The sequence below is a fragment of the Syntrophorhabdaceae bacterium genome, from assembly GCA_036504895.1.
In the GTDB taxonomy this organism is placed as follows: Bacteria; Desulfobacterota; Syntrophorhabdia; order Syntrophorhabdales; family Syntrophorhabdaceae; genus PNOM01.
In genome coordinates this window covers 1-21,338 of the sequence record DASXUJ010000077.1, presented here as the reverse complement: position 1 = coordinate 21,338, position 21,338 = coordinate 1, and the positions used below count along the sequence as shown (strand labels likewise).

General features: G+C 54.1%; 25 protein-coding genes. 22 read left to right on the top strand and 3 right to left on the bottom strand.

Translation table 11 applies throughout. The features are described from left to right. Positions 1-112 precede the first annotated feature (112 nt). Both VGJ94_10935 and VGJ94_10930 read right to left on the bottom strand, forming a co-directional pair. Positions 113-565 carry a hypothetical protein gene (locus VGJ94_10935; GenBank protein HEY3277126.1) on the bottom strand — a complete coding sequence of 151 codons (453 nt, stop codon included), beginning with the start codon at positions 563-565 and terminating at the stop codon, positions 113-115. Positions 566-1,209: 644 nt separating this feature from the next. Beyond that, on the bottom strand, positions 1,210-1,410 hold the full coding sequence (locus tag VGJ94_10930) for a cold-shock protein (GenBank protein HEY3277125.1): 201 nt from the start codon (positions 1,408-1,410) through the stop codon (positions 1,210-1,212). A gap of 434 nt (positions 1,411-1,844) precedes the next feature. Here VGJ94_10930 and VGJ94_10925 point away from each other — a divergent pair, with 434 nt between their 5' ends. The 10 genes from VGJ94_10925 (at position 1,845) to VGJ94_10880 (ending at position 10,120) form a co-directional block, all read left to right on the top strand. Continuing rightward, positions 1,845-2,183 carry a hypothetical protein gene (locus VGJ94_10925; GenBank protein ID HEY3277124.1) on the top strand — a complete coding sequence of 113 codons (339 nt, stop codon included), beginning with the start codon at positions 1,845-1,847 and terminating at the stop codon, positions 2,181-2,183. A gap of 157 nt (positions 2,184-2,340) precedes the next feature. Then, positions 2,341-3,333, top strand: coding sequence for a hypothetical protein (locus VGJ94_10920; protein HEY3277123.1), 993 nt, complete (start codon positions 2,341-2,343; stop codon positions 3,331-3,333). A gap of 142 nt (positions 3,334-3,475) precedes the next feature. Then, the gene (locus VGJ94_10915) at positions 3,476-3,754 is read left to right on the top strand and encodes a septum formation initiator family protein (GenBank protein ID HEY3277122.1); all 279 of its coding nucleotides are present in this window, start codon (positions 3,476-3,478) and stop codon (positions 3,752-3,754) included. Next, entirely contained in the window at positions 3,751-4,626 is an 876-nt protein-coding gene (locus VGJ94_10910) for a radical SAM protein (GenBank protein ID HEY3277121.1), read from the top strand. Before VGJ94_10915 ends, VGJ94_10910 begins: the two co-directional genes overlap by 4 nt. Position 4,627: 1 nt before the next feature. After that, the gene (locus VGJ94_10905; protein HEY3277120.1) at positions 4,628-5,068 is read left to right on the top strand and encodes a thioesterase family protein; all 441 of its coding nucleotides are present in this window, start codon (positions 4,628-4,630) and stop codon (positions 5,066-5,068) included. A gap of 40 nt (positions 5,069-5,108) precedes the next feature. Next, positions 5,109-6,113 (top strand): glycosyltransferase family 9 protein, encoded by a 1,005-nt coding sequence (locus tag VGJ94_10900; GenBank protein HEY3277119.1) that lies wholly within the window; start codon positions 5,109-5,111, stop codon positions 6,111-6,113. Beyond that, positions 6,110-7,615, top strand: a complete 1,506-nt coding sequence (locus VGJ94_10895) for a radical SAM protein (GenBank protein ID HEY3277118.1) — start codon at positions 6,110-6,112, stop codon at positions 7,613-7,615. The genes VGJ94_10900 and VGJ94_10895 overlap by 4 nt, the downstream gene beginning before the upstream one ends. Beyond that, on the top strand, positions 7,584-8,612 hold the full coding sequence (locus VGJ94_10890; GenBank protein HEY3277117.1) for a glycosyltransferase family 9 protein: 1,029 nt from the start codon (positions 7,584-7,586) through the stop codon (positions 8,610-8,612). Before VGJ94_10895 ends, VGJ94_10890 begins: the two co-directional genes overlap by 32 nt. Next, a complete protein-coding gene (locus VGJ94_10885) occupies positions 8,566-9,564 on the top strand; it encodes a PfkB family carbohydrate kinase (GenBank protein ID HEY3277116.1) in 999 nt (332 codons plus the stop codon). The genes VGJ94_10890 and VGJ94_10885 overlap by 47 nt, the downstream gene beginning before the upstream one ends. Before the next feature lie 76 nt (positions 9,565-9,640). After that, positions 9,641-10,120: an adenylyltransferase/cytidyltransferase family protein gene (locus VGJ94_10880; protein HEY3277115.1), complete on the top strand. Its 480-nt coding sequence runs from the start codon at positions 9,641-9,643 to the stop codon at positions 10,118-10,120. 45 nt (positions 10,121-10,165) lie between these two features. Here VGJ94_10880 and VGJ94_10875 read toward each other — a convergent pair whose 3' ends face one another. After that, positions 10,166-11,350: a PAS domain S-box protein gene (locus tag VGJ94_10875; GenBank protein HEY3277114.1), complete on the bottom strand. Its 1,185-nt coding sequence runs from the start codon at positions 11,348-11,350 to the stop codon at positions 10,166-10,168. Between the two features lie 249 nt (positions 11,351-11,599). On the opposite strand from VGJ94_10875, the gene VGJ94_10870 reads away from it, so the two are divergent. From VGJ94_10870 to VGJ94_10815, 12 genes are all read left to right on the top strand, one after another. Continuing rightward, positions 11,600-12,007 (top strand): hypothetical protein, encoded by a 408-nt coding sequence (locus tag VGJ94_10870; GenBank protein ID HEY3277113.1) that lies wholly within the window; start codon positions 11,600-11,602, stop codon positions 12,005-12,007. 225 nt (positions 12,008-12,232) lie between these two features. Beyond that, a complete protein-coding gene (locus VGJ94_10865) occupies positions 12,233-12,817 on the top strand; it encodes an ABATE domain-containing protein (GenBank protein HEY3277112.1) in 585 nt (194 codons plus the stop codon). A gap of 41 nt (positions 12,818-12,858) precedes the next feature. Continuing rightward, entirely contained in the window at positions 12,859-13,272 is a 414-nt protein-coding gene (locus VGJ94_10860) for a rhodanese-like domain-containing protein (GenBank protein ID HEY3277111.1), read from the top strand. A 25-nt stretch (positions 13,273-13,297) separates the two neighbouring features. Then, positions 13,298-13,801: a cytochrome c family protein gene (locus VGJ94_10855; protein HEY3277110.1), complete on the top strand. Its 504-nt coding sequence runs from the start codon at positions 13,298-13,300 to the stop codon at positions 13,799-13,801. Positions 13,802-13,838: 37 nt separating this feature from the next. Then, the gene (locus tag VGJ94_10850; GenBank protein HEY3277109.1) at positions 13,839-14,069 is read left to right on the top strand and encodes a hypothetical protein; all 231 of its coding nucleotides are present in this window, start codon (positions 13,839-13,841) and stop codon (positions 14,067-14,069) included. 33 nt (positions 14,070-14,102) lie between these two features. Beyond that, positions 14,103-14,582, top strand: coding sequence for a hypothetical protein (locus VGJ94_10845; protein HEY3277108.1), 480 nt, complete (start codon positions 14,103-14,105; stop codon positions 14,580-14,582). Between the two features lie 45 nt (positions 14,583-14,627). Beyond that, positions 14,628-15,017 carry a hypothetical protein gene (locus VGJ94_10840; GenBank protein HEY3277107.1) on the top strand — a complete coding sequence of 130 codons (390 nt, stop codon included), beginning with the start codon at positions 14,628-14,630 and terminating at the stop codon, positions 15,015-15,017. 21 nt (positions 15,018-15,038) lie between these two features. Next, complete coding sequence (locus VGJ94_10835) at positions 15,039-16,352, top strand: UGSC family (seleno)protein (protein ID HEY3277106.1); 1,314 nt, start codon at positions 15,039-15,041, stop codon at positions 16,350-16,352. Between the two features lie 91 nt (positions 16,353-16,443). Further along, positions 16,444-17,769, top strand: coding sequence for a hypothetical protein (locus tag VGJ94_10830; GenBank protein HEY3277105.1), 1,326 nt, complete (start codon positions 16,444-16,446; stop codon positions 17,767-17,769). Positions 17,770-17,997: 228 nt separating this feature from the next. Continuing rightward, entirely contained in the window at positions 17,998-18,498 is a 501-nt protein-coding gene (locus VGJ94_10825) for a DUF3124 domain-containing protein (protein ID HEY3277104.1), read from the top strand. Positions 18,499-18,538: 40 nt separating this feature from the next. Next, a complete protein-coding gene (locus tag VGJ94_10820) occupies positions 18,539-20,245 on the top strand; it encodes a cation:proton antiporter (GenBank protein ID HEY3277103.1) in 1,707 nt (568 codons plus the stop codon). Positions 20,246-20,409: 164 nt separating this feature from the next. After that, entirely contained in the window at positions 20,410-21,060 is a 651-nt protein-coding gene (locus VGJ94_10815) for a chloramphenicol acetyltransferase (protein ID HEY3277102.1), read from the top strand. Positions 21,061-21,338: the final 278 nt, after the last annotated feature.

Genomic DNA, 21,338 nt, shown 5'->3' with positions numbered 1-21,338 from the left:
AGCAATTCCGGGAACAGAAATCTGGTACCTTTCATGACAAAAATTATACCAGATTTGCAGGGAAATCGCCATGCCCGGGGATAGAAGCTATCCGAAGGGCAGGGGCATTCCTCTAAAGCAGCCGGTAGGGAGAGGCCCTGTTTACCCATTCGCTTCCAGGATAGTCAGACAGCAGCTTTTCATATGCTCTTTTCAGAAATTGCGGATCGTGGCTCCCTTTAAAGCCTGCAACCCCCTGGAGATAGGCCGCTTCGGGCGCAGCGCCGCTCTTTGGGAAGGAGAAGAGCACCTTCTCGAGAATAGGAAGGGCCTCGGGAAAGCGATCGGAGTCGAAGAAGACCTTCGCCATACCGAGAAGGAGGGAAGGGATCAACTCGTCAGGGGGAAGAAATCCCACACTCCGCATGTGCTCCCTGCCTTCCTGGTCAATGACTATCATCGTGGGTGTCCACTTCACGTTGAAATCCGCCGCAAAGGGCTGTGCATCAAAACGGAGCTTCAATGGCACAAAATTTCTGCTGATAAACTCCGACACCTCTTCATTCGGATACGTAACCGCATCCATCTGCTGACAGCCTATTCATTCGGGATTGAAGAACTCAAGAAATACAGGTCTCTTTTCAATCCGGGCCTTTTCGAGCGCCCCTTTCATATCGGTTTCCCATGCTATTCCCATAGAACCTCCTTTTATTGCTCGTATATGGCAGGTGTATGATTAAATATATGCACTGCAGGAGCGAAGGGAAAGGAAAAAAAGATGAATGGGCAGGACCGATTTCGATCCTGCCCATTAGGGGGGTTATATTGAGGTGCGGGCTCACCTCAATCCTGGATTGCGTGATTTAGCGGTCCTGGGATAGGGACTTTCGCAAGGATGGCAGAGTGCGTAAGAACACTGTACCCCAGACGACCGTATATGGACATACAGTACCCCAGCTAAATTGGAATGTCAATAGTTTTCTAATAAATTTAGTTATCTGTCAGGTAACCTGCGCCCGATCCTTTTACCAAGAAAACCGTTCAATTTCGGAGATATCGGAGGAGATAACAGAAGCAGGCGCCTACGGGGCGGACAGATCAACCCGTATACAGTGTGAGAATGAGGAATTTAAGACGCAAAAATAACACCGCGAACGCCCATGGCATCCACGTTGTGAGGGTAAAGGGGCGTCAAAAAGCGGACCCGGAACGTTCCGGGTCCGCTCGAAGTTACGCTTTCACCACGTTTGCGGCCGCGGGTCCTTTCGGACCGTCCACGACATCAAAACTCACCTTATCGCCTTCTGCGAGAGATTTGAAACCGCTGTCCTTAATTGCCGAGTAATGGACAAACACGTCGGTGCCGTTGTCCTGAGTGATGAAACCGAAACCTTTTGCATCGTTAAACCATTTTACTGTTCCTTGAGCCATTATACATACCTCTTTTTTAATATTTTGAAGCGTACGGAGTATTGCTGCGAAGACAGAAGAAGGACAAATGGGGCAATATTTAATACTGTTGCTGCTGACTCACGAGACTTCACACTATATTATGTCACAAGTTTTCGGCAAATGCAACAATTTGATTTTTGCGGAAGGGTGAAGGTGAACGAGGGCTCGAAAACCCTGCTCATGCCCTGAAGGCATGGCCTTATTTTTGTTGCCTATCCCCATTTCCTCCAAGGGCTGATAACCATCTCCTCTTTTTTGTGGGAATGTCGCGCGGAAACCGTCCTTGCGATTAATCTGGCACTTCAAATTATATATGTAAATCAGCCGCAGAAGACGAATAGACGGAGCAGGCCCCTTACCGGTTGAAGTGAAAAAAGCCGGGCATGGAAAGCGCCGATGAGTTATAATGGGACATGAAGAAAGTGAAGGCAAGGGAGCCCCAGGTACCCGTCGAGCGTTACGATACGATCCGTAAGTACCTGTGCAGCCTCCTCGAAGAGCAGACCATGTCTTCCAAGGAGATCTCGGCAACAGTAAGGATCCCCGAGAGAGATGTATACGATCACCTGGAGCACGTGAGGAAGACCCTCCATAAGACGGGGCAGCACCTCCACGTGGAGCCCGCCAGGTGTGAAAAATGCGGCTTCGTCTTCCAGAAGAGGGAGAGGCTCTCCAAGCCGGGTAAATGCCCTCTCTGTCATAATCAGCTCATCCTCCCGCCTTTATTCTCCATCCATAAAGGAAAGGATTAAGAGCCTTTATCTGTTCGTGGTTTTTCTTATCCACGCCGCACCTCGCCCTGCACCGATCCGGACTGATAATCCTTTACATCCACCGTTTACTCTGTTTATAATTGCCTGAAATTCTACATTTCAGGGATTGTTTTCCCTGGATCTCGAGGTGCATATCATGATTACCGGCATAGGAAGCCTTCCCTTCACGGATATCGACGAGGCCCTGGATCTCATATTCTCCACCTGCAAAGAGATACCTTTCTGGCCCCAACTGCCCAGAAGGTCCTTGCTCGAAAACATGTACACCACCTTTCTCGACGGCATTCCGTGCATCGCCGTGGACGAGTCGAAAGGCAGCGTCTATATGGACACGAAGAAGACCGAAGGGATCGAGGAATTTTACGAGAACTACTACGCGGACAAGTACGAAGCCTTTGCTCTTTCACCGGCGTCGGCCCCCGCCTTTTACCGTTTTCTTGAAAGGCTGGGAGAGGTAAAGTCCGGTGCGAAATACATCAAGGGCCAGCTCACGGGCCCCTTCAGCATGGGACTCGGTCTTCCCGACGAGGAAGGCAAGCCGGTGATCTACAACTTCGCCTATTTCGACATCATAAAGAAAGGCCTTCACATGAAGGCCAAATGGATGATCGATAAATTGCGGAAAGAGGCCCCGGGAAAAGACCTGATCATCTTTTTTGACGAGCCCTACATGGTCTCCTTCGGCTCGGCCTATGTCTCCATTTCCAAGGAAGAAGCGATCACCCTCTTCGATGAGGTGACGGGAGGGCTCGATGCGAAAAGGGGCGTCCACTGCTGCGGCAATACGGACTGGTCGGTGCTTTTCAGGACGGGCATCGATATCGTAAATTATGATGCCTTCAGCTTTCTCGACACGATCTTCTATTTCAGGGAAGACCTGCTCAATTTCCTGGGCCGGGGCGGATTGATAAGCCCGGGAATAATCCCTTCTTCCGAGAAAGTCCTTGAGGTCTCCATGGAGGATGTAAGGGACCTTTGGGGCGCCTTTAAATCCCAGATGGAAAAGATCGGAATAGATGCGGAGAAGAAAGAATGGCTTTTTACCACGAGCTGCGGTCTCGGGAGCCTCGGGACGGCAGAAACAGACCGCGCAATGAAGCTCCTCAAGGAGCTGGCTACGGGCTTTTGAGCCCTTCTTTGCAGCATCTCCAATCAGGCTATGGTTACGCCTCGCCGGGTAGGCGCCGAAACCGGCGAAAAGGCATATTTTTCGGGCCTTCTCCCCTGCCGGAATATTTGACTTTTTGATTCCTTACCGTTAAGATTAATATATGTTTGAAGACGCCATTCGGAAATATGGCTTCATCGTTCTTTTGGCGGCCTTATTTTTCCAGATGGTCTTTTCGGAGGGGGGCGTCTTTGGATACATTATGCTCCGCAAGGACATGAGAGCTACCGATGTCTCCATTGCGTCTCTGGAGAAGGAAAACAAGACTCTCACCGCCGAAATCGATAAGCTGCAGAAGGACGACCAGTATCTTGAATATGTGGTGCGGACCAGATACGGCTTTGTGCGGGAAGGGGAAAAACTTTACAGGATAGAAAAATGAGGTATGAAGGCTCAATATACAGGCCGCCCAGCGAGGCGGAAAGTCTTATTCTCCAGGTGACCATCGGCTGCTCCCATAACAAGTGCACCTTCTGCGGCTCTTTTAAAGAAAAGAAGTTCAGGGTAAGGTCCCTCGAAGAGGTGAAGGAAGACCTGGAAGAAGCGAAGCAGTATGCCCGTTACGTCAAGAAGGTTTTCATTGCCGACGGCGATGCCCTCATAATCCCGCAAAAAAGACTCATTCCCATAGTCGAATCCGTCAGGGAAGCCTTTCCGAAGCTCGAAAGAATAGGCGTATACGGCAACACGAAGAGCATTCTGAAGAAATCGGTAGAGGAACTGAGGGCACTTAAGGACCTTGGCATCGGGATTATCTATCTCGGCGTCGAATCGGGCGACCAGGTCGTCCTCGACCGCGTCTGCAAGGGCACAGTCCTCGATAAGACTGCGGAGGCAGCGAAAAGAGTGAAAGATGCGGGTATTATCCTTTCCGTAACCGTGCTCCTCGGTCTCGGCGGCGTGGAAAGAAGTGCTATCCATGCAACGGAGACGGGCAAGTTTTTAAGCCGCATCGATCCCGATTATGCAGGGGCATTGAGCGTGATTGTGGTGCCCGGCACCGTGCTCGACGAAGAAGTGCGCCGGGGGGACTTCAAGGTGCCCGACCCCTACCAGCTCCTCGAAGAGCTTTATCTCATGATAGAGAATACGCACGTAACCCACATGTTTTTCGCTTCCAACCATGCATCGAACTACCTCCCTGTCAAGGCGTGGCTGCCCGAGGAAAAGGAAAAGACTTTGAAGGCCATTAGAAAGGTCCTCGACACACGGGACCCTTCCCAGTTGAGACCCGAGTTTCTGAGGGCCCTTTAAAATGGATAGATCCGGGACATCCTCGAAGGGAGAGGAGATTTCCGTAGTCGATGTGCCCATAAGAGTGAGGTACGCGGATACGGACAAGATGGGGGTCGTCTATTACGGCAACTATCCGGTTTTTTTCGAAGTGGCGAGAAGCGAGTTTATGAGGGCGAAGGGGATCACCTACCGGGAATTTGAGGACATGGGCTATTATCTCATGGTGGTGGGCCTCGATGCGAAATATCACAGCAACGCGGAATATGACGATCTCATTGTCGTGAAGACGAGCATGCCCGAGCTGAAATCGAGGGGCCTTACATTTCATTATGCCGTATATAAGGACGGGACCCTTCTCGTCGAGGGCAGCACGAAGCATATCTGTGTAAACACAGAAAAAAAGGTTGTTGCCATCCCGCCCGATTTTTTCAAAGTCCTGAAAGATGTCCGGACCCCGTAATGTCCTGATCATAAGACTGAGCTCATTGGGAGATGTCCTCATGAGCATGCCTGCGGTGAAGGCCCTGAAGGAGCAGTATCCGGCGATACGCATCTCGTGGCTCGTGGAGGGCTCCGTGGGCGAGCTGCTCGCGCACCAGCCTTTTATCGACAGGGTGATACGCTTCCCCAGGAGTGCCGCCACCGGGGCATTGAGACGGGGCAACATCGGTCTTGCCCGGCGGGAGATGGGAAGGTTTCTCAAGGCCCTGAGGGAAGACAGGCACGATGCGATCGTCGATTTCCACGGCATCATCAAGAGCGCACTCTTCGGCCTTTATGCCCATGGGCGTCGCATAGGCTTCGGAAAGATGTACGCCAAGGAGAAGAGCCACCTTTTTTACCACGAAACAGTAGAGGGCCGGGAGAAGAGGCTCCACAAGGTGGAGAGGAATATGCTCCTGCCCCGCCACATCGGTCTCGCGGGGGATATCCCGCCCCTCGCCCTCGTGGCCCCGCCGGATGCGATCGCCTACGTAAGCCGTTTCCTCGAGGGAGAGGAGATAAGGCCGCCCCTCTTTGCGTTAAACCCTTTTTCGAGCAAGGGGAGCGCCTTCAAACGATGGGATATCGCTCGCTACCGGGAGCTGATCCGGCGCATCCGGGTCAACGACCTCGCCAGAATCGTGATTCTCTGGGGGCCCGGTGAAGAGGAAGAGGCCGGGGCGCTCCAAGAGGAGTCAGGAGAGGGTGTATTTCTTGCCTGTCCCACGAACGTGCCCCAGCTGCTTGCGCTTCTTCAGAAGACCGATATGTACATCGGCGGAGATACGGGGGTCATGCACCTTGCCGCCTTCGCGGGGACCCCGGTGGTCGCCATCTTCGGCCCCACCGACGTGCTTGTAAACGGACCCTACAGCGCGAAAAGCACGGTCATACGAAAAGACCTCCCCTGCAGCCCTTGCAAGAACAAGGATTGCCGGGAAAGGAGTTGTCTCGACGGCATATCCGTGGATGAAGTCTATAATGCGGTTTCAGCCATGAAAGAAAAGACAGGGAGCACATGATGCGCGTACTTTTTATCTATCCGAACCTGAATGCCCAGATCGGCTTCAATTACGGGATATCCTATATCTCCGGAAAACTGAAGGCCCACGGCATCGCCACAGGGCTTCTCAACGTGAACGACCAGACCGGCTATCCCCTCGATTTTGAGAGGATCAAAGGGGACGTGCTCCGGTTCAATCCGGACTTCATCGGTCTTTCCGTGCTCACCACCCAGTATAAATATGCCCTTCAGATCGCGGAACATATCAAAACCTATTTCCATGGACCTATCATATTCGGCGGCATCCATCCCACTATGGACCCGAAAGGGGTACTCGCCGAGAAAGCCGTCGATTACATCTGCATAGGTGAAGGAGAGGATGCGCTTCTCGAGCTTATCGAGAAGGGAAGCCCCGAGGGCATTCTGAATATAGGGTACAAGAAGGATGGCGAGCTTATCATCGGCCCCTTAAGGCCCTTTAAGGACATCGCCCATATGCCCTTTAAAGATTACGACATCTTCGATTTCCAGCGGATGATCGACGCCAAGGACGGGTGGGTCGGTCTCACCGCGTCGAGAGGATGTCCCTTCAGGTGCACCTATTGCCTCAATCATAAGATCATGGCCCTTTACAAGAAAGACGGCCATCTGCCGAAGACCTACCTGAGGCGCCACACGGTCGATGAAGTGATCGGGGAGATCGAGTACCTCCTCGGCCGCTATGAGCGAATAAAGATGTTCATCTTCGACGACGACATCTTTACCTTCGATAAGGCATGGCTGCATGAATTTTCCGTGCGTTACAGGAAGACTACCCCAATAGGGTTCGTGTGCAATGCCCACGCCCGTGTATTCGATGCCGGCATGGCGCGGGACCTGAAAGAGGCGGGTTGCAGGATCGTAAAATTCGGTCTTGAAAGCGGGAGCGACAGGATACGGCGCGACGTGCTCAACCGGTATATGACCAACGAGGACATTGCACGGGCCTTTGCCGTGAGCCATGAGTTCGGTCTCCATACCTCCTCCTTCGTCATGATAGGGATGCCCCATGAGAAGAGAGAGGACGTGATGGAGACCATAAAGCTCCTCGCCCGGATACAGCCGGGCCGCTTCCGGTGGACCCTCTTTTTCCCTTTTATCGGCACGAAAGCCTATGATATCGCGAAAGAAGCGGGAATGATCGACTTCGGCAAGATGAAGAGCCTCGACAACTTTACCGATGAGACGTGCATGATACTGGGAGAGGACGTAGACCTCCTCATCGACAAGCTGAAGGCCCTGATCTGTCTTTTTGTAAATGGATATGCCGATATGGACGGCGAGGGGAGATACCTCGATCTCGTGAAAAGAGCGGAATCCCTGTCACGGGAGCAATGGAATAGAGAAAAGGACGGGATAGTTAAAGCCACGTCGGAGATCGATTCGGCGATGGAAAAATCGGGAAAGCCCTTCTATCGAATAAAATATAATGCCTTTATGAGCGTGAGAAGTGACTGGACGGACGATAGTATATCTTCCTAACTGGGTAGGCGACATGGTGATGGCGACGCCCTTCCTCCAGTCGCTGAGGCAGACGGTGACCGGAGAGGTCTGGTGCATCGGCAAGACCAATGCCATGCACATCTATCACGGCCTCGAGCTTTTCGACCGATTCGTGCCCTATGACCGGAAGGGCTTTATCCCCTTTCTCGACGCGGTAGGGGCTCTTAAAAATTTCCGTTTTGATCTGGGCGTGACCCTGTCCCATTCCTTCCGCTCCGCCCTCCTCTTCTACGGCGCCCATGTGAGGGAGAGGATCGGTTACAGCCGTAATAAACGGGGCTTTATGCTTACCCGTCACGTTCCCGAAGGGGAAGGGCTCGATCCCACAGTGGAGCATTATCTGAAGATCATAGATCTTCTCGGGGGCAGGAGGGTTGCGGACGCCCCCGTCCTTGCGGTGACCGAAGACGAAGAGAGCAGGTTCGACCATGGCCATATGGATATCGCCGGACCTTATGCAGTCTTTATCACAGGCGCCCAGTACGGGCCTTCGAAGCGGTGGCCGGACACCCATTTTTCCGTGCTTGCCGATATGCTTGCGGAGAATCTCGATATGAAGGTCTATCTTCTTCCGGGAAAAGGGGAGGAAAAGACGGCTCACGGGATTGCGGAAGGGGCAAAGCACAAAGACCGGGTGATCGTGAAGTCCCTCGATATGAGAGACCTCAAGGTGTGTATCTCCAGGGCCTCCGTGGTCATAAGCAACGACACGGGCCCCCGCCACATCGCAGCCGGCCTCTCAGTGCCCCTGGTCGTGCTTCTCGGTCCCATGGACGAAATATATACGCGCTATCCGAGCCCGTTGACACGGCTGGCGATAAAAGATATTCCATGCAGACCGTGCAACCGGAAGAGCTGCGACAGAGACCATGAGTGCCTGAAGGGGATAAGCCCGAAAGAGGTGTTCACAAAAGTGGAGAGTGTCCTCTATGACCAGAGTGCCAAGAGAAGAGAAAAACGTAATCAGGCTGATTGAGGGATTCAAGGGAAAGAAGATCTGCGTGGTGGGCGACATCATCGCCGATGTCTACATCTTCGGCAAACCCTACAGGCTTTCGCGAGAAGCGCCCGTAGTAGTGGTGAAGCACGAGGAGGAGAAGGTCTATCCCGGCAGCGCGGGCAATACGATCAATAACCTTCTGGCCTTGGGCGCCGAGGTCTTTCCCCTGGGATTTATCGGAAGCGACGCGATAGGCGATAAACTCGTCGAATATTTCTGCAAATATCCGACCATCGATATGAAAGGGATCATCCGCCACAAGGGGGAGACGGTCAGTAAGACGCGCATCCTCGCGGGGGATACCCATACCTCGAAGCAGCAGGTCATACGGATCGACAAAGATGCGAACAAGCCGGTGAGCAAAAGGGAGAGAAGCCTTCTCATGGAAAAGCTCGCGGAGCTTGCGCCCCGGATGGACGGATTTGTCGTCTCCGATTACGGCCACGGGTTGATCGACCGGACGGTGACGCAATTTATGGCAAATATGTCGAAGAAGAAGGTAGTGATCGGCGACTCCCGCTACAATCTCAAAAGCTTCAGGGGTTTTACCCTTATCACCCCCAATGAGGCGGAAGCCCTGAGCCTGGCCTCGGCGAAAGACGGCGCCGATATCGAGGCAGTGGGTAAGAAGATCATGGACCTTATGGGTGTGACCGCACTCCTCATTACCCGGGGAAACAGGGGCATGAGCCTTTTCGAGGCCGACGGGTCGGTGCGCCACATTCCCATTTCCGGCTCCAATGACGTGACGGATGTGACCGGGGCAGGGGACACGGTCTGCGCCGCGGTAACCCTTTCCCTCGCAAGCGGCGGGAGCTTCTTCGATTCGTGCAGGATCGCGAATTTCGCGGCAGGTATCGTGGTGATGAAGCGGGGGACAGCTACGGTTACGGTGGATGAATTGAAAAGAGCAGTCTCTAGTCTCTAGTCGTTAGTAAGAAATGCAGTCGTTAGTCGATAGTCTCTAGTCGTTAGATAAAGAAAAAAAACAGATGGAGTGGGTTATGGGTGTGATTTTTGATGATCTTGCGGGGCTTCGGGGGATTGTTGAGGGGGAGAGAAAGAAAGGGCGGCGGGTTGTGTTCGGGAATGGGTGTTTTGATATTCTTCACGTGGGGCATGTCCGGTATCTTCAGGGGGCTAAGGACCTTGGAGACTTGCTTATTGTAGGGGTGAACGACGATGCGTCCGTTACCGGGCTGGGGAAGAGGAAGACGGTGGTTACCCCTGCGCGCGAACGGGCGGAGATCATCGCTGCTTTGGGGTGCGTCGATTACGTGGTCCTTTTCAGCGATCCGACCGTAGAGCGGCTTCTCCTTACTCTCAAACCGGATATCCATGCGAAAGGCACTGATTATACGGCGGAGACCGTGCCCGAGAGGGAGATCGTCCGGTCCTATGGCGGTGAGACTGCCATCGTGGGGGACCCTAAGGACCATTCTACGAGGGATATCATAAAAGTAATTAAAGAAATCAAGGAATAGCGGCGGCAGAAGACGGAAAATGGGGACGGGTACGGCTTCCTGAGATCACTGATCTTGTTTTCGCCGACGGTCCTTCCCTGTCCTGGCCAGGCTCTGTTCTATCTCGTTTTTTACATCGATCATTAAAGTATGACTTTCGCTGTCGTAATCGGTTGTTTTTATCTCGGCCACCCGCCTGAGGGCCCCTATCACCGCCTCGGTCTTCATGGTCTGTTCTTTGATGGCCTGAAGGGACGCGCGCCTGGCTTCGGGTGAATCGAGCCGCTCGCTTCTTCTGACCATGCCCCCTATGATGGTATTCGCATTAAGGAGGTAGTGAGACAGGGTGACCATAAGCTGGCGGAGCGTCTCCAGGGATATAGTCTTACGCTCATTTTCAAGCTCGGCAACCCTGAGCCGCTGCTTTTCCACCTCCACCCGGGCCGTAATATCCCTGCAAATACCGGCAGTCGCCCTATTTCCCTCATAGGTGATGAGCTTTACCTTATTCTCCGTGAAAAGCTGCCTCCCGTCTTTCGTGAGACGGAGGTATACGTACTGGTCCATGGCCCCTCCCGTAGTGATCCGCTGGTGGTATGCCTTCCACAGCTCATCTCTCGATGGGGGGGCGATGAAATCATTGAAAGGCCTGCCGATCGCCTCTTCCTGGGTGTAGCCGTGCATCTCCGCGAAAGCCCGGTTGGCAAAGACGAGAATACCTTTCACGTGAACAAAATACCCGTCGTTGATATCCTCTACCAGGACCCGGTATTTCGCTTCCGATTCGGCGAGCTCCCTGGTCCTCTCCTCGATCCTGCCTTCCAGCTCCTTTGCATGGGTCCGGATCAGCTCCTCGTGCAGGGACTGGTAATAATCGCTGAATTTCCTTATCGTGTACTCGAGACAGTCGTTGACCTTGGTGAGTGCGTCGAGGAGGTTTGGACCCTCCGTCTCGGAAAAGAGTACAGGTAGGAGCACCGTCCTGAATGCCTCGAAGGCGGCCTGAATTTCGGAGAGAGCGAATCCTCCCTCGAGGCGCAATGTGGCGATCCTCTCAATCAGGGCGTCGATGCGGGAGAAGTCACGGTTCGCCAGGGCAATGAAATTTGCGTCGAATGCCTCTGTTACCGTGATTACCAACTCATCTACAGGTCTCTCCCGATAGCGGTCACTCACCTGGTTGTGGAGACGGCCGACCCATTCGGCGATGAGATCATCGCGGTGAGAGAGAAGCACGTCACGAAGCGACATAGTATCATCCTATGGCGGAACAGACGAAAGGTCAACCGCAAAGGCTGACGGTGCGGTTGGGGAAGGGAAAATTGTCGAATAAAGGGCCTTTTATCGTGACTGTTTCGACTATTTTGTCGGCACCCAAAGCGAAGGGCATGGGAAAATAGAAGGAATTCAGGGTCTTATGCAATCCTAATCCATGGTATGTTTCTTGCTCTCTAATGCAGGGGAAGCGAAAAGGACGTGAATGGCGCCCGGGAGGTAAAGATGAAGAAAGTTTCGATGGTTCTCATTATGGTGATCATGGCGGTTTCTCTCGTCACCTCTATTTCATACGCGAGAGGCGGCGGCCACGGCGGAGGCGGTCATAACGGCGGCGGCCACAGCGGCTCGGGTCATGTCGCATTTAACGGCGGCGGCCATGGCGGCGGTTACTCCGGTGGATATCATGGAGGCTATAATGGCGGCTACCATGGGGGCTACGCCGGCGGGTATGGCGGTTATCGCAACGCATACCATGGCGGATATTATGGTCATAGAGGTTATTACGGCTATTACGGCGGTCCGCGATACTACTCGTACGGGTATGGGGCGTTATGGATCCCGGGCTACTGGACTGAAGTATGCGACGGCTGGGGATGCAGGTCGGTCTGGATACCAGGCTATTATAGATAACTCATATCAGAACGAATCTGGCTTTCATCGGGAGGGAGGGATCGATCGATCTTTCTTCTTCCCTCCCCTTCATCGTAAAAGTTAAAATCTTCCAAAAACCCCGTCATAACTGCGAAAAGTATCGATATCTCTTCAATAAAATTCACGATCAAAAAGATTCCTGTAACTTTTTCTTGACTTTATTCATTGTAACCAGTTAATGTGGTTACAAATAAGAGGCGAGAGATGGGACGCAGACAGGATCATCCGAAGTATAAAGAATTCAGATTCGACGCGGGAAGTCTGGCGCTCAATTACGTTGCCACGGTCCGTCATCGCGGTTCGGAGCCGAGGGACCTGCTGGCAACACCCGAGGCCCTCTCCGAATGGCTGGTGCTGGCAGGGGTCAACAGGTCGCCGATCCATCCTTCCCCTGAAGAATACCGTAATGCCCTGCTCCTCAGGGAGGCGATCCATGACGCCGCCAATGCAACGGCTCTCGGCATACCTCCTCTTTTTTCGGACATTGAAAGGATCAATCGCCATGCAGCACATCCCAATGCCGCGCCGCAACTCTCGAGTGGAAGCATTGTATGGGCCGCTCCCCGTCCCGTTGCCGCCGCTCTTGCCGATATTGCGAGAGATGCGGTCTTCGTAATCGGCGGCGGGGAAACAGACCGGCTCAGGATGTGTGACGAGAAGGGCTGCCGGATGCTCTTCTTCGACAGCTCGCCCGCCAACCGCCGCCGGTGGTGCTCCATGTCGATCTGCGGCAATCGGGAAAAGGTGGCGCTCCATCGCCAAAGGGGCCAGGAAGACTCCACAGTGTAAATATTCGCAAAAGATAAAGGTCTCACACAGGAGGGTGAACATTGAAGCTCAGGATCTCGCGTCTCTTCTTTTTTTCCGTTGCCTTACTCTTTCTTTTCAATGCTGCAACCTATGCCGCTCACGATGAAGTGCCTCGTGTCACCATTGAGGAGCTGAAGAAGATAATCGATACAAAAGCAGACGTGGTGATTCTGGACGTGCAATCGAAAGGCGTCTACGACAAGGGGCATATCAAGGGCGCCCTTTCCCTCCCATGGGTCGAAGAACTCACGGATAGTGCGGTGAAGCACCTCCCCCGCACTAAACCGATCGTTGCCTACTGCGACTGCGGGCCCGGGGAAACAGACAGCGCGGGCATGGCCGCTCAGCTCATCGATATGGGATTTACCGAGGTAAAAGTCTTGAAAGACCCCTCTATCAGGGGGTGGAAAAAGGCCGGACTCCCCATAGAATAACACTGAAAAAAAGGTGGCCGATCTGATGCATACCTACCGATCATTAACCGGACGAGCGCGTTGCGCCTGCACGGCGGTGTTTCTCATCCTTCTCCTGATCCCCGCGGTCCCCTCTGTCGCCGCGGAAGGAGAGGGTTATACAGGCTGGAAGGCCTGTGCCGGGTGTCACGACGGAATTGCCGGCACCTGGCAGACGAGCAGGCATGGAAAAGCCTTCGACAGCTTAAGAAAAACAAAGCAGGAGAACCTGCCCAAATGCGTCGTGTGTCACGTTACGGGATATGACCGGCCGGGTGGTTTCATCGACGAAGAGTTGACCCCGGAGCTGAGCGCCGTCCAGTGCGAAGCATGTCACGGGCCGGGCGCCGCCCATGCTGCGGAAGGGGGAAAAGCCAAGATCAGGAAATCTCCCCCCGTGGAAGTGTGCCGTCAGTGTCATACCCCCGGTCAGGACCCCAATTTCGACTATAGCAAGAAAATCCGGGGAATCCATGAGGCCGGCATAAAACTCAAGGGCGCGAAGAAATAGGAATTCGTCACACCATAGGAGGGATAAGGTAACCACCATGAACCGAAACTGGAAGTATTCTTTTGCACTAGGGGCACTCTTCTGCCTCTCCGCCATTATCGCCTTTCTCGCCTTCACGACCGGGTTGTATGCGGGTACGGGACTGACACTCACTCCCGCCCGGGTAGACCTGGGGCTGATCGACGAGGGGGTTCCGGCCACGGCGGTCTTTGTTGTCGAAAACAAAGGCCCTTCGGGGGTTGTGGTCCAGGGGGTCAAGACCAACTGAGCCTGCACTTCCAGTATGCTTGGCAAGCATACATTGGCTCCGAAAGAAAAGACCTCCCTCAAGCTCATATTCGACACCAAAGATTCACCAGGACCCTTTGAGAAAATCGCAACCATCACCACCTCGGCCCCTTCCATTGAAGAGCTGGAGGTTACCATGTCGGGAAAAGTCAGGGAGGCGCCGGCAGCAAAGATCAGGGTAACCCCCCGAAAGATAGAACTGGGCCCCGTGACGACGGGCTCCGTTCACAAGAAGGAATTAGCTATCCTCAACGAGGGAAGTCTCCCCCTTGAGATCAGAAAGATTTACGGCAAAGAAACATCAGCCGTTTATTTCGATGCGGAAAAAGAAGGTGAAATGAGTATCAAGCCCGGGGAAACCAAAAAGATCGAAATAGCCATCACTCCGGGAACCCGGGGCACTCAGGTTCAGGAGCTCATAATCATTGAATCGAACGGGAAAAACGCTACGAAAGGAGGGTATGTCATTATGGTCCGTTACCGCGGCAGTTGAGAGGACGCACTACTTTTTGCCTATCACATTGAAAGGAGGAGCCTAATGCACAGAAAACTTGTCGCACTCGCAGCACTTCTTGCCCTCCTGACGGTTCCCTTCGCCTCATTTGCGAAAGAAGCCGTGCAGGAATGGACGCTCGTCAATCCGGAAGGCGTGGTAAACATCCCGCCCATGAAGCTCACCGCCCATCCTTCAACCCTCGATGGCAAGACCATCGTGCTCCAGTGGAACGGGAAAACCAACGGCGACAATTTCATGGCCACCATAGAAAAGATGCTTACCCAGCAGTTCAAGAACATCAAGATCATTAAAGCGTGGGAGCTTGCCCCCGAGCTGAAGACGATCAGCCAGGGCCAGGCGGTCAGCCAGAAAATAGCGGACAAGATCGCCTCCATGAAACCCGATCTTGTCATATCCACCCAGGCCGACTGAGGCTCATGCACTGCATGGCTGGTGGTCGACCAGCTTAATCTCGAAAAGAAAGGTATTCCTACCGTCACAATAGCTACCACGGAACTCGTCGGTCTCGCCAAGAGCACCGCATTCAGCATGGGCGTTGCCGATATGCCCTTCGTCGTTGTCCCTCATCCCATGGGCGGCATCCCCATGGCGGAGATAACTCAGAAAGCAAAAGATGCGTATCCCTTAATCGTAAAGACCGCGACGGAGTGGAAGCCTTCGGCGACCATGCCGCCGCCCAAGGCAACCTATCCTGCCCCCACCTTCACCTTCAAGGGCACGGAATCTGCCATAAATGAGCTTTTCATTGAAAAAGGCTGGTCTCTCGGGCTGCCTGTAGTCCCTCCGACTCCTGAAAAAGTTGCGGCCATGCTCAAGGGGACCACGCGTAAGCCGGACGAGGTGCTCGGCCAGTTACGGCCGAGAATGAGCTCCCTTACGGTAGAGCTCGTGGCGGTCTCAGGCGTCATGGCCGGCTGCAAACCCGAGTATATGCCCGTATTGATCGCCATTGCCGAGGCAATGGTAGACCCCAAGACAAACTGGGGCGGCGTGGCGACGGCAACGGGATCGGTGGGCGCTCTGGTTATCGTGAACGGACCGATCATCAGGGAGCTTGGGATTGCGTCGGGCCAGGGTGCGGCGAGCCGTGGATGGCATGCCAACGCGTCTATCGGGTATGCCCTTAACCTGATGGCAATGATCCCCGGCGGCTCGAAACCGCCGCAACAGAAGAAGACTACCCTCGGCTCACCGACCGATTTTGTCGCCTGGATTTTCGGTGAAAATGAGGCGAAGGTGCCCAAAGGCTGGACCACCTATGCCGAGGACAGAGGATTCAAGAGGACGGACAGCGTGATAACCCTTATGGGTATATGGCCGGGCATCAATGCGGTCGATCTGTGGAGTGCGTCACCGGAGGAGCATTCCACCTGGTTCAGCCGCTCCGTCTCGCCACTCATGAGCGTCGGCGGCCCCTGTTTCTCAGTGCAGCTTACCCAGCCCCATATCATCGGTCTCGGTCCGGAGCATGCGGACCTCTACGTGAAGGCAGGCTGGACAAAAGATCAGGTCAGGAAAGCAATCTGGGAAAAGGCGCGCATCCCCTTCTCCTCCTGGGCGAAAGGGTGCCCCGAGCAGCAGGCCTTCCGTCAGAAGTTCGGACAGGTCACACCCGATACCCTGGTTCCTATCGTACTCAAACCGGAGTTTCTGCAGATTGTGATCGCAGGAGGCGCAGGGCAGCATTCCCACTATTTCGCGCCCTTCCTGAATGCAAGTCCGGTGAGCAAAGTAGTAAAGAAATAGGTGAGTGATTCGTGAGCGGGCAGGGGCTGATGCTTCTGCCCGCCCCACTTTTATTCCATTCACAATCGAATAATCTCCAAGGGGGATAATTATGAAACCACTTTTTCTGCTTCCGCTATGGGTCTTCCCGGGCCTGGTGACCGCCCTTTTTATCTTCACCTCTCCCGCAGGGGCAGCGCCGGGGACGCAATCTCAGGGGAAATGTGCGAAGTCTGCTCAGATAAGCATCTACAATCCCGCGGGCGTCCTCGAAGACAATACCTATGTCGATGAGATGCTCAAGAAAAGAATGGTCGAATCGGGAAAAACCAAACCGCTCCTCGCGGGCAATTTCCCCAAAACAAAAATAGAAGAAGTCTGCATCAAGGCAGACGCCGTGGCGGAGATCAACGATCTGTTTTACAAGCGAGGATGGTCCGACGGCCTGCCCCTGGTCCCCCCCACTGCCGAGCGCGTGAAGGCCATGCTCAAGGGCTCTGATCTTGACCCTGGATACGTGATCAGTAAAATAGATCCCGTAGGAGGCCAGGCGACGGTCGAGAAGATTGCGGTCAACGCGGTAATGGCAGGGTGCCGGCCTGAATATATGCCGGTCCTTCTCGCGGCGGTGGAAGCGGTCATGGACCCCGGCGTCAATCTCAGGGGTATGGCGACCACGACCAGTCCCGACGTGCCTCTGCTCATCGTGAACGGACCGATTGCGAAGCAATTGGATATCAACAGCGGAAGTAATGCACTTGGGCGTGGTTCGAGGGCCAATTCTTCCATAAGCCGTGCCCTCAACCTTATCATCCAGAACGTAGGGGGCAGTTGGGTCAACGTGACCGACATGTCCACCCTCGGCCAGGCCGCCGATTTCTCAAGCATGCTCGCGGAAAGCGACGAGAGCCCGTGGGAGCCGCTGCACGCGGACCTCGATTTTCCCAAAAACACGAATGTGGTGACCGTGGTCGGGGTCGAGCCCTATCACACCATCATGGGCCTCGGCCACAGTCCGGACGGCTTTATGCGCATTATCGCCGACCACCTGATCGCGTCGGACCGACCCTACCAGGCGACCATGGTATTGCTCATCACGAAAGACACGGCAAATATGATGGCCCGTAACGGCTGGACAAAGGATAAGATAAGAGACTATATCGACAAGAATGCACGGGCGCCCCTGGCAGTCATTAAAGAGAAGTTTCTCGATAACGGGACCGCAGCGGTCCTGGGAGGGATACCTTCATGGGTCAAAGAGACAAAAGACCTGAAAACAATGATCCCCGCGCCCTTCATCGGTCAACTGCACATTATAGTGGCAGGCGGCACAGGAGAAAAGAGCGCCCTCTTTCCCGGCTGGCTCGGTTCCAAATCAGCGAGCAGGAAAATACGATTGCCCTCCAATTGGGACGAGTTGCGGGAGGCCGCCCGCTGATCATGCAGGCCGGAGGAAATTAAGTTCCCTTTGCCCGGTGAGGCAATTCACCGGGCACGTCCCCCTCCCCCTGAACCACTTTTCTCATAACCCATAAAGACCATACGACATACTACCCCTACGCTTCACTTCCACATGGAACCAGACAGAACGGTGTGATATTCTTTATTTATGCTTATTCTAATTGGAGAGAGAAAAGGGTGAGTACAAGGCGCAAAGGGAGGGCCCATGAAGAAGACCTGCATGTCGGTAAAACTGGTGTTGATATTCTCTGTTATTATGGCGGCAATTATTTATCCGGCGGAGTGGACCGATGCCCAATCGGACGTGAGGCTCTCGAAAGGGCAGACCGTTTATGTCCCCGTGTACTCCCATATTTACTACGGGGACAGGGAAACACCCTATTACCTCGCCGTCACGGTGAGCATCAGAAACATCGATCAGACAAACCCCCTTGTGGTGACGGACGTTGATTACTATGACACCAACGGCGTGCTCCTGAAGAAGTATCTCGATAAGCCTGTCCGGCTCGGGCCTAACGGGTCGACCCGTTTTGTGGTGAAAGAGTCGGATGACAAGGGCGGCTCCGGGGCCAATATCATTGTGGTGTGGAGAGCGGAGAAACAAGTGAACGCGCCCATCGTGGAATCCATAATGATAGGGACCCGTAATCAGCAGGGCATCTCTTTTACCTCTCGCGGGCAGGCGGTCGGGGAAAGCGGCAAGTAGGGCGGACACCGTGTGGCTGCGGAGGCTTCTTCAATAATATATGGATCTTGAAAGTTTCGTCTCTTCTGCGGTAATCCTGCTTTTGGTGGCCTCGGTCATGGTGATCCTCTTCAAACACCTCGGCCTCGGGACGATGGCAGGCCTTCTGGTGGCGGGCATAATCGTGGGGCCTCATACGCCCGGTCCCTATATCACGACCCATGTGGAGGGGTTGCGGAGTTTCGCCGAGCTTGGGGTGGTGCAGCTGCTTTTCGTCATTGGTCTCGAGATGAGGCCGTCGCGCCTGTGGGCGCTGAGGCGGCACGTCTTCGGTCTCGGCTCGCTTCAAATCCTCCTCACCGGCGGCGCGGTCATAGCTTATGCCTTCATGAGCGGCTGGGCCCGGGAGCCTTCGCTCGTCATGGGGATGACCATGGCGGTGTCGTCGACCGCCCTGGTCATGCAGATTCTTCAGGAGCGGGGGGAGATCGCAAGCCCCCACGGCGGGGCGACCTTCGGGGTCCTCCTCATGCAGGATGTTTCCATAGTCCCCATGCTGGCGCTCATTCCGGTGCTCGCAGGGAGCGGGGGACTTTCCAGCGGCGTTCCCGGATGGCAGAGGCTCGGGCTCATCGTGGCCCTCCTTCTTTTTGTCGTGGCAATCGGCAAGTTTGGGGTGCCTTTCGCCCTCGAGCGGCTTGCGCGTCAGAGAAACCGGGACGGTTTTCTCATAGTGGCCATGCTCTCAGTCTTTCTCGCCGCCTGGGCCATGCATAGGGCCGGCCTTTCCCTTGCCCTCGGGGCCTTCCTCATGGGTATGCTCCTGTCCGGCTCCCGGTACGCGATGCAGATTCAGGCATACATCGAGCCCTATAAAGGAATCCTCATGAGCCTCTTTTTCGTGGCCGTGGGCATGTCCATCGACCTCCATTCCATTGCCGGCGACCCATTCGAATTTGTCCAGTGGGCGTTTCTGGTCATATTCGTAAAGGTCATCCTCACCTTCTTTCTCTGCCTCCTCTTCGGAATGAGCCGCTCCGATTCGATTAACGTTTCCTTTCTCCTCGCCCAGGGGGGTGAGTTCGGTTTTGTCCTCCTTACCTCGGCAAAAGTCCTGAACGTGATCGACGACCATATTTTCGTGTTGGCCATCGCCGTCATATCGGTGAGCATGCTTTTAACCCCTCTCATGGCAAAACTCGGCTATTATATGTCGGGCAGACTTCGCCGCAGCAAGGCCGGACCCCGGGGCGTCCAATTTCATGATGAAGCGGAGGGGCCGAAGGGAAGGGTCATCCTCGGGGGCTACGGGAGAGTGGGTCATGTGGTGGCAGTGCTTCTCAATGCGAGCCGGGTGCCTTTCATTGTCTTTGATAATGACCCTGCCCGGGTGGCCCAGGGGAAAAAGGACGGCTTCGATGTCCACTTTGGAGATATAGATAACCCGGAGCTGATGGCTGCAGCCCACATGGAGCGGGCAGCCCTCGTGGTGCTTACCGTGGACAGCGAAAAGACCGCCCTCAAGGCGATCTCCATTCTCAAAAACAGTTATCCGGCGGTGCCGGTGATCGCGAGGGCCAGGGACCTGGAAGCCAGCGGCAGACTGGTGCAGGCAGGCGCCACATACGCCCTGCCTGAAGCCCTGGAGAGCAGCCTTCGTCTGGCTACCGATACCCTGAGAATGGTCGGGGTTGACCCTGAAAACATCGACCTCCTCGTTTCGGATGTGCGCAGGAAGGACTACGTACTGGTCGATCGGAGCGATTAGGCAAAAAACCTTTCCTATCTGATTTGAGATGGCGCCTCCGGCGCGGTCACGTCCGGTTATAAGGGTTTCTCTTGCAGTGCGGGCGGGTTTCGCCGATAATAGAATCGGCGCGTGCGCCTGTCGGCGCTCCGGAATAGAATTGTGAGAGGAGGACTCGCCGGGTTATGGTTCCTGCCAAAGAGAAAATAGATTTGACCCTCTATCCCCGTGCGGCCCTGCTCAAGGCCTTTAGGGACAGAGAGATGCCCTGCTTCAGCGTGACCTCCGAAGTGGACGTGACTACTCTCGTGAGGTTCGCCAGGACAAAGAACCTGAAGTTTTTCATCACCATGAGCTATGCGCTCTCACGCGCGGTGAACCAAATCCCCGAGCTGAGGCAGCGGTTGATCGGCGGAGAGCTTTATGAGTTCGAGCGGGTCGACCCCGGTTACACGGTCCTCCTTCAAAACAACACTTTCTCCTTCTGCGATTCCCTTCATATGGAGTCATTTGCAGAATATTATGATTACGCATCCCGGGCCATCGAAGCGGTGAAAAGGGTCCCTGACCTGGCAATGGAGGAAAAGGACCATATGTTCTTCATCACCGCCATCCCCTGGTTCTCCTTCACCAGCTTCACTCACCCTTATTTCGCCCAATACGCGAGCATACCCCTGCTCACCATAGGCAAACACTTCCCCCGCAGCCGAAACATAGTCATGCCCCTGGCCATACAGGTCCACCACGCGATAGTGGACGGTATCCACATAGGAACGTTTCTCGACCGCCTGAAGGAGACGATTAATGATAAAACGCTCTATAAGGGCAGTCGATAGTCGATAGTCGTTAGTGAATAAAGACAGTCTCTAGTCGCTAGTCTCTGGTCGTTAGTAATCAAAGACTAACGACTCATCTCAGCGGACTTGATGCGGGACAGTTGATTTCAGCGGTAGCAATGATTTTCCATCCATTGTCTTTCGACTAAAGACTAAAGACTAAAGACTAAAGACTAAAGACTAAAGACTAAAGACTAAAGACTAAAGACTAAAGACTAAAGACTAAAGACTAAAGACTAAAGACTAAAGACTAAAGACTAAAGACTAAAGACTAAAGA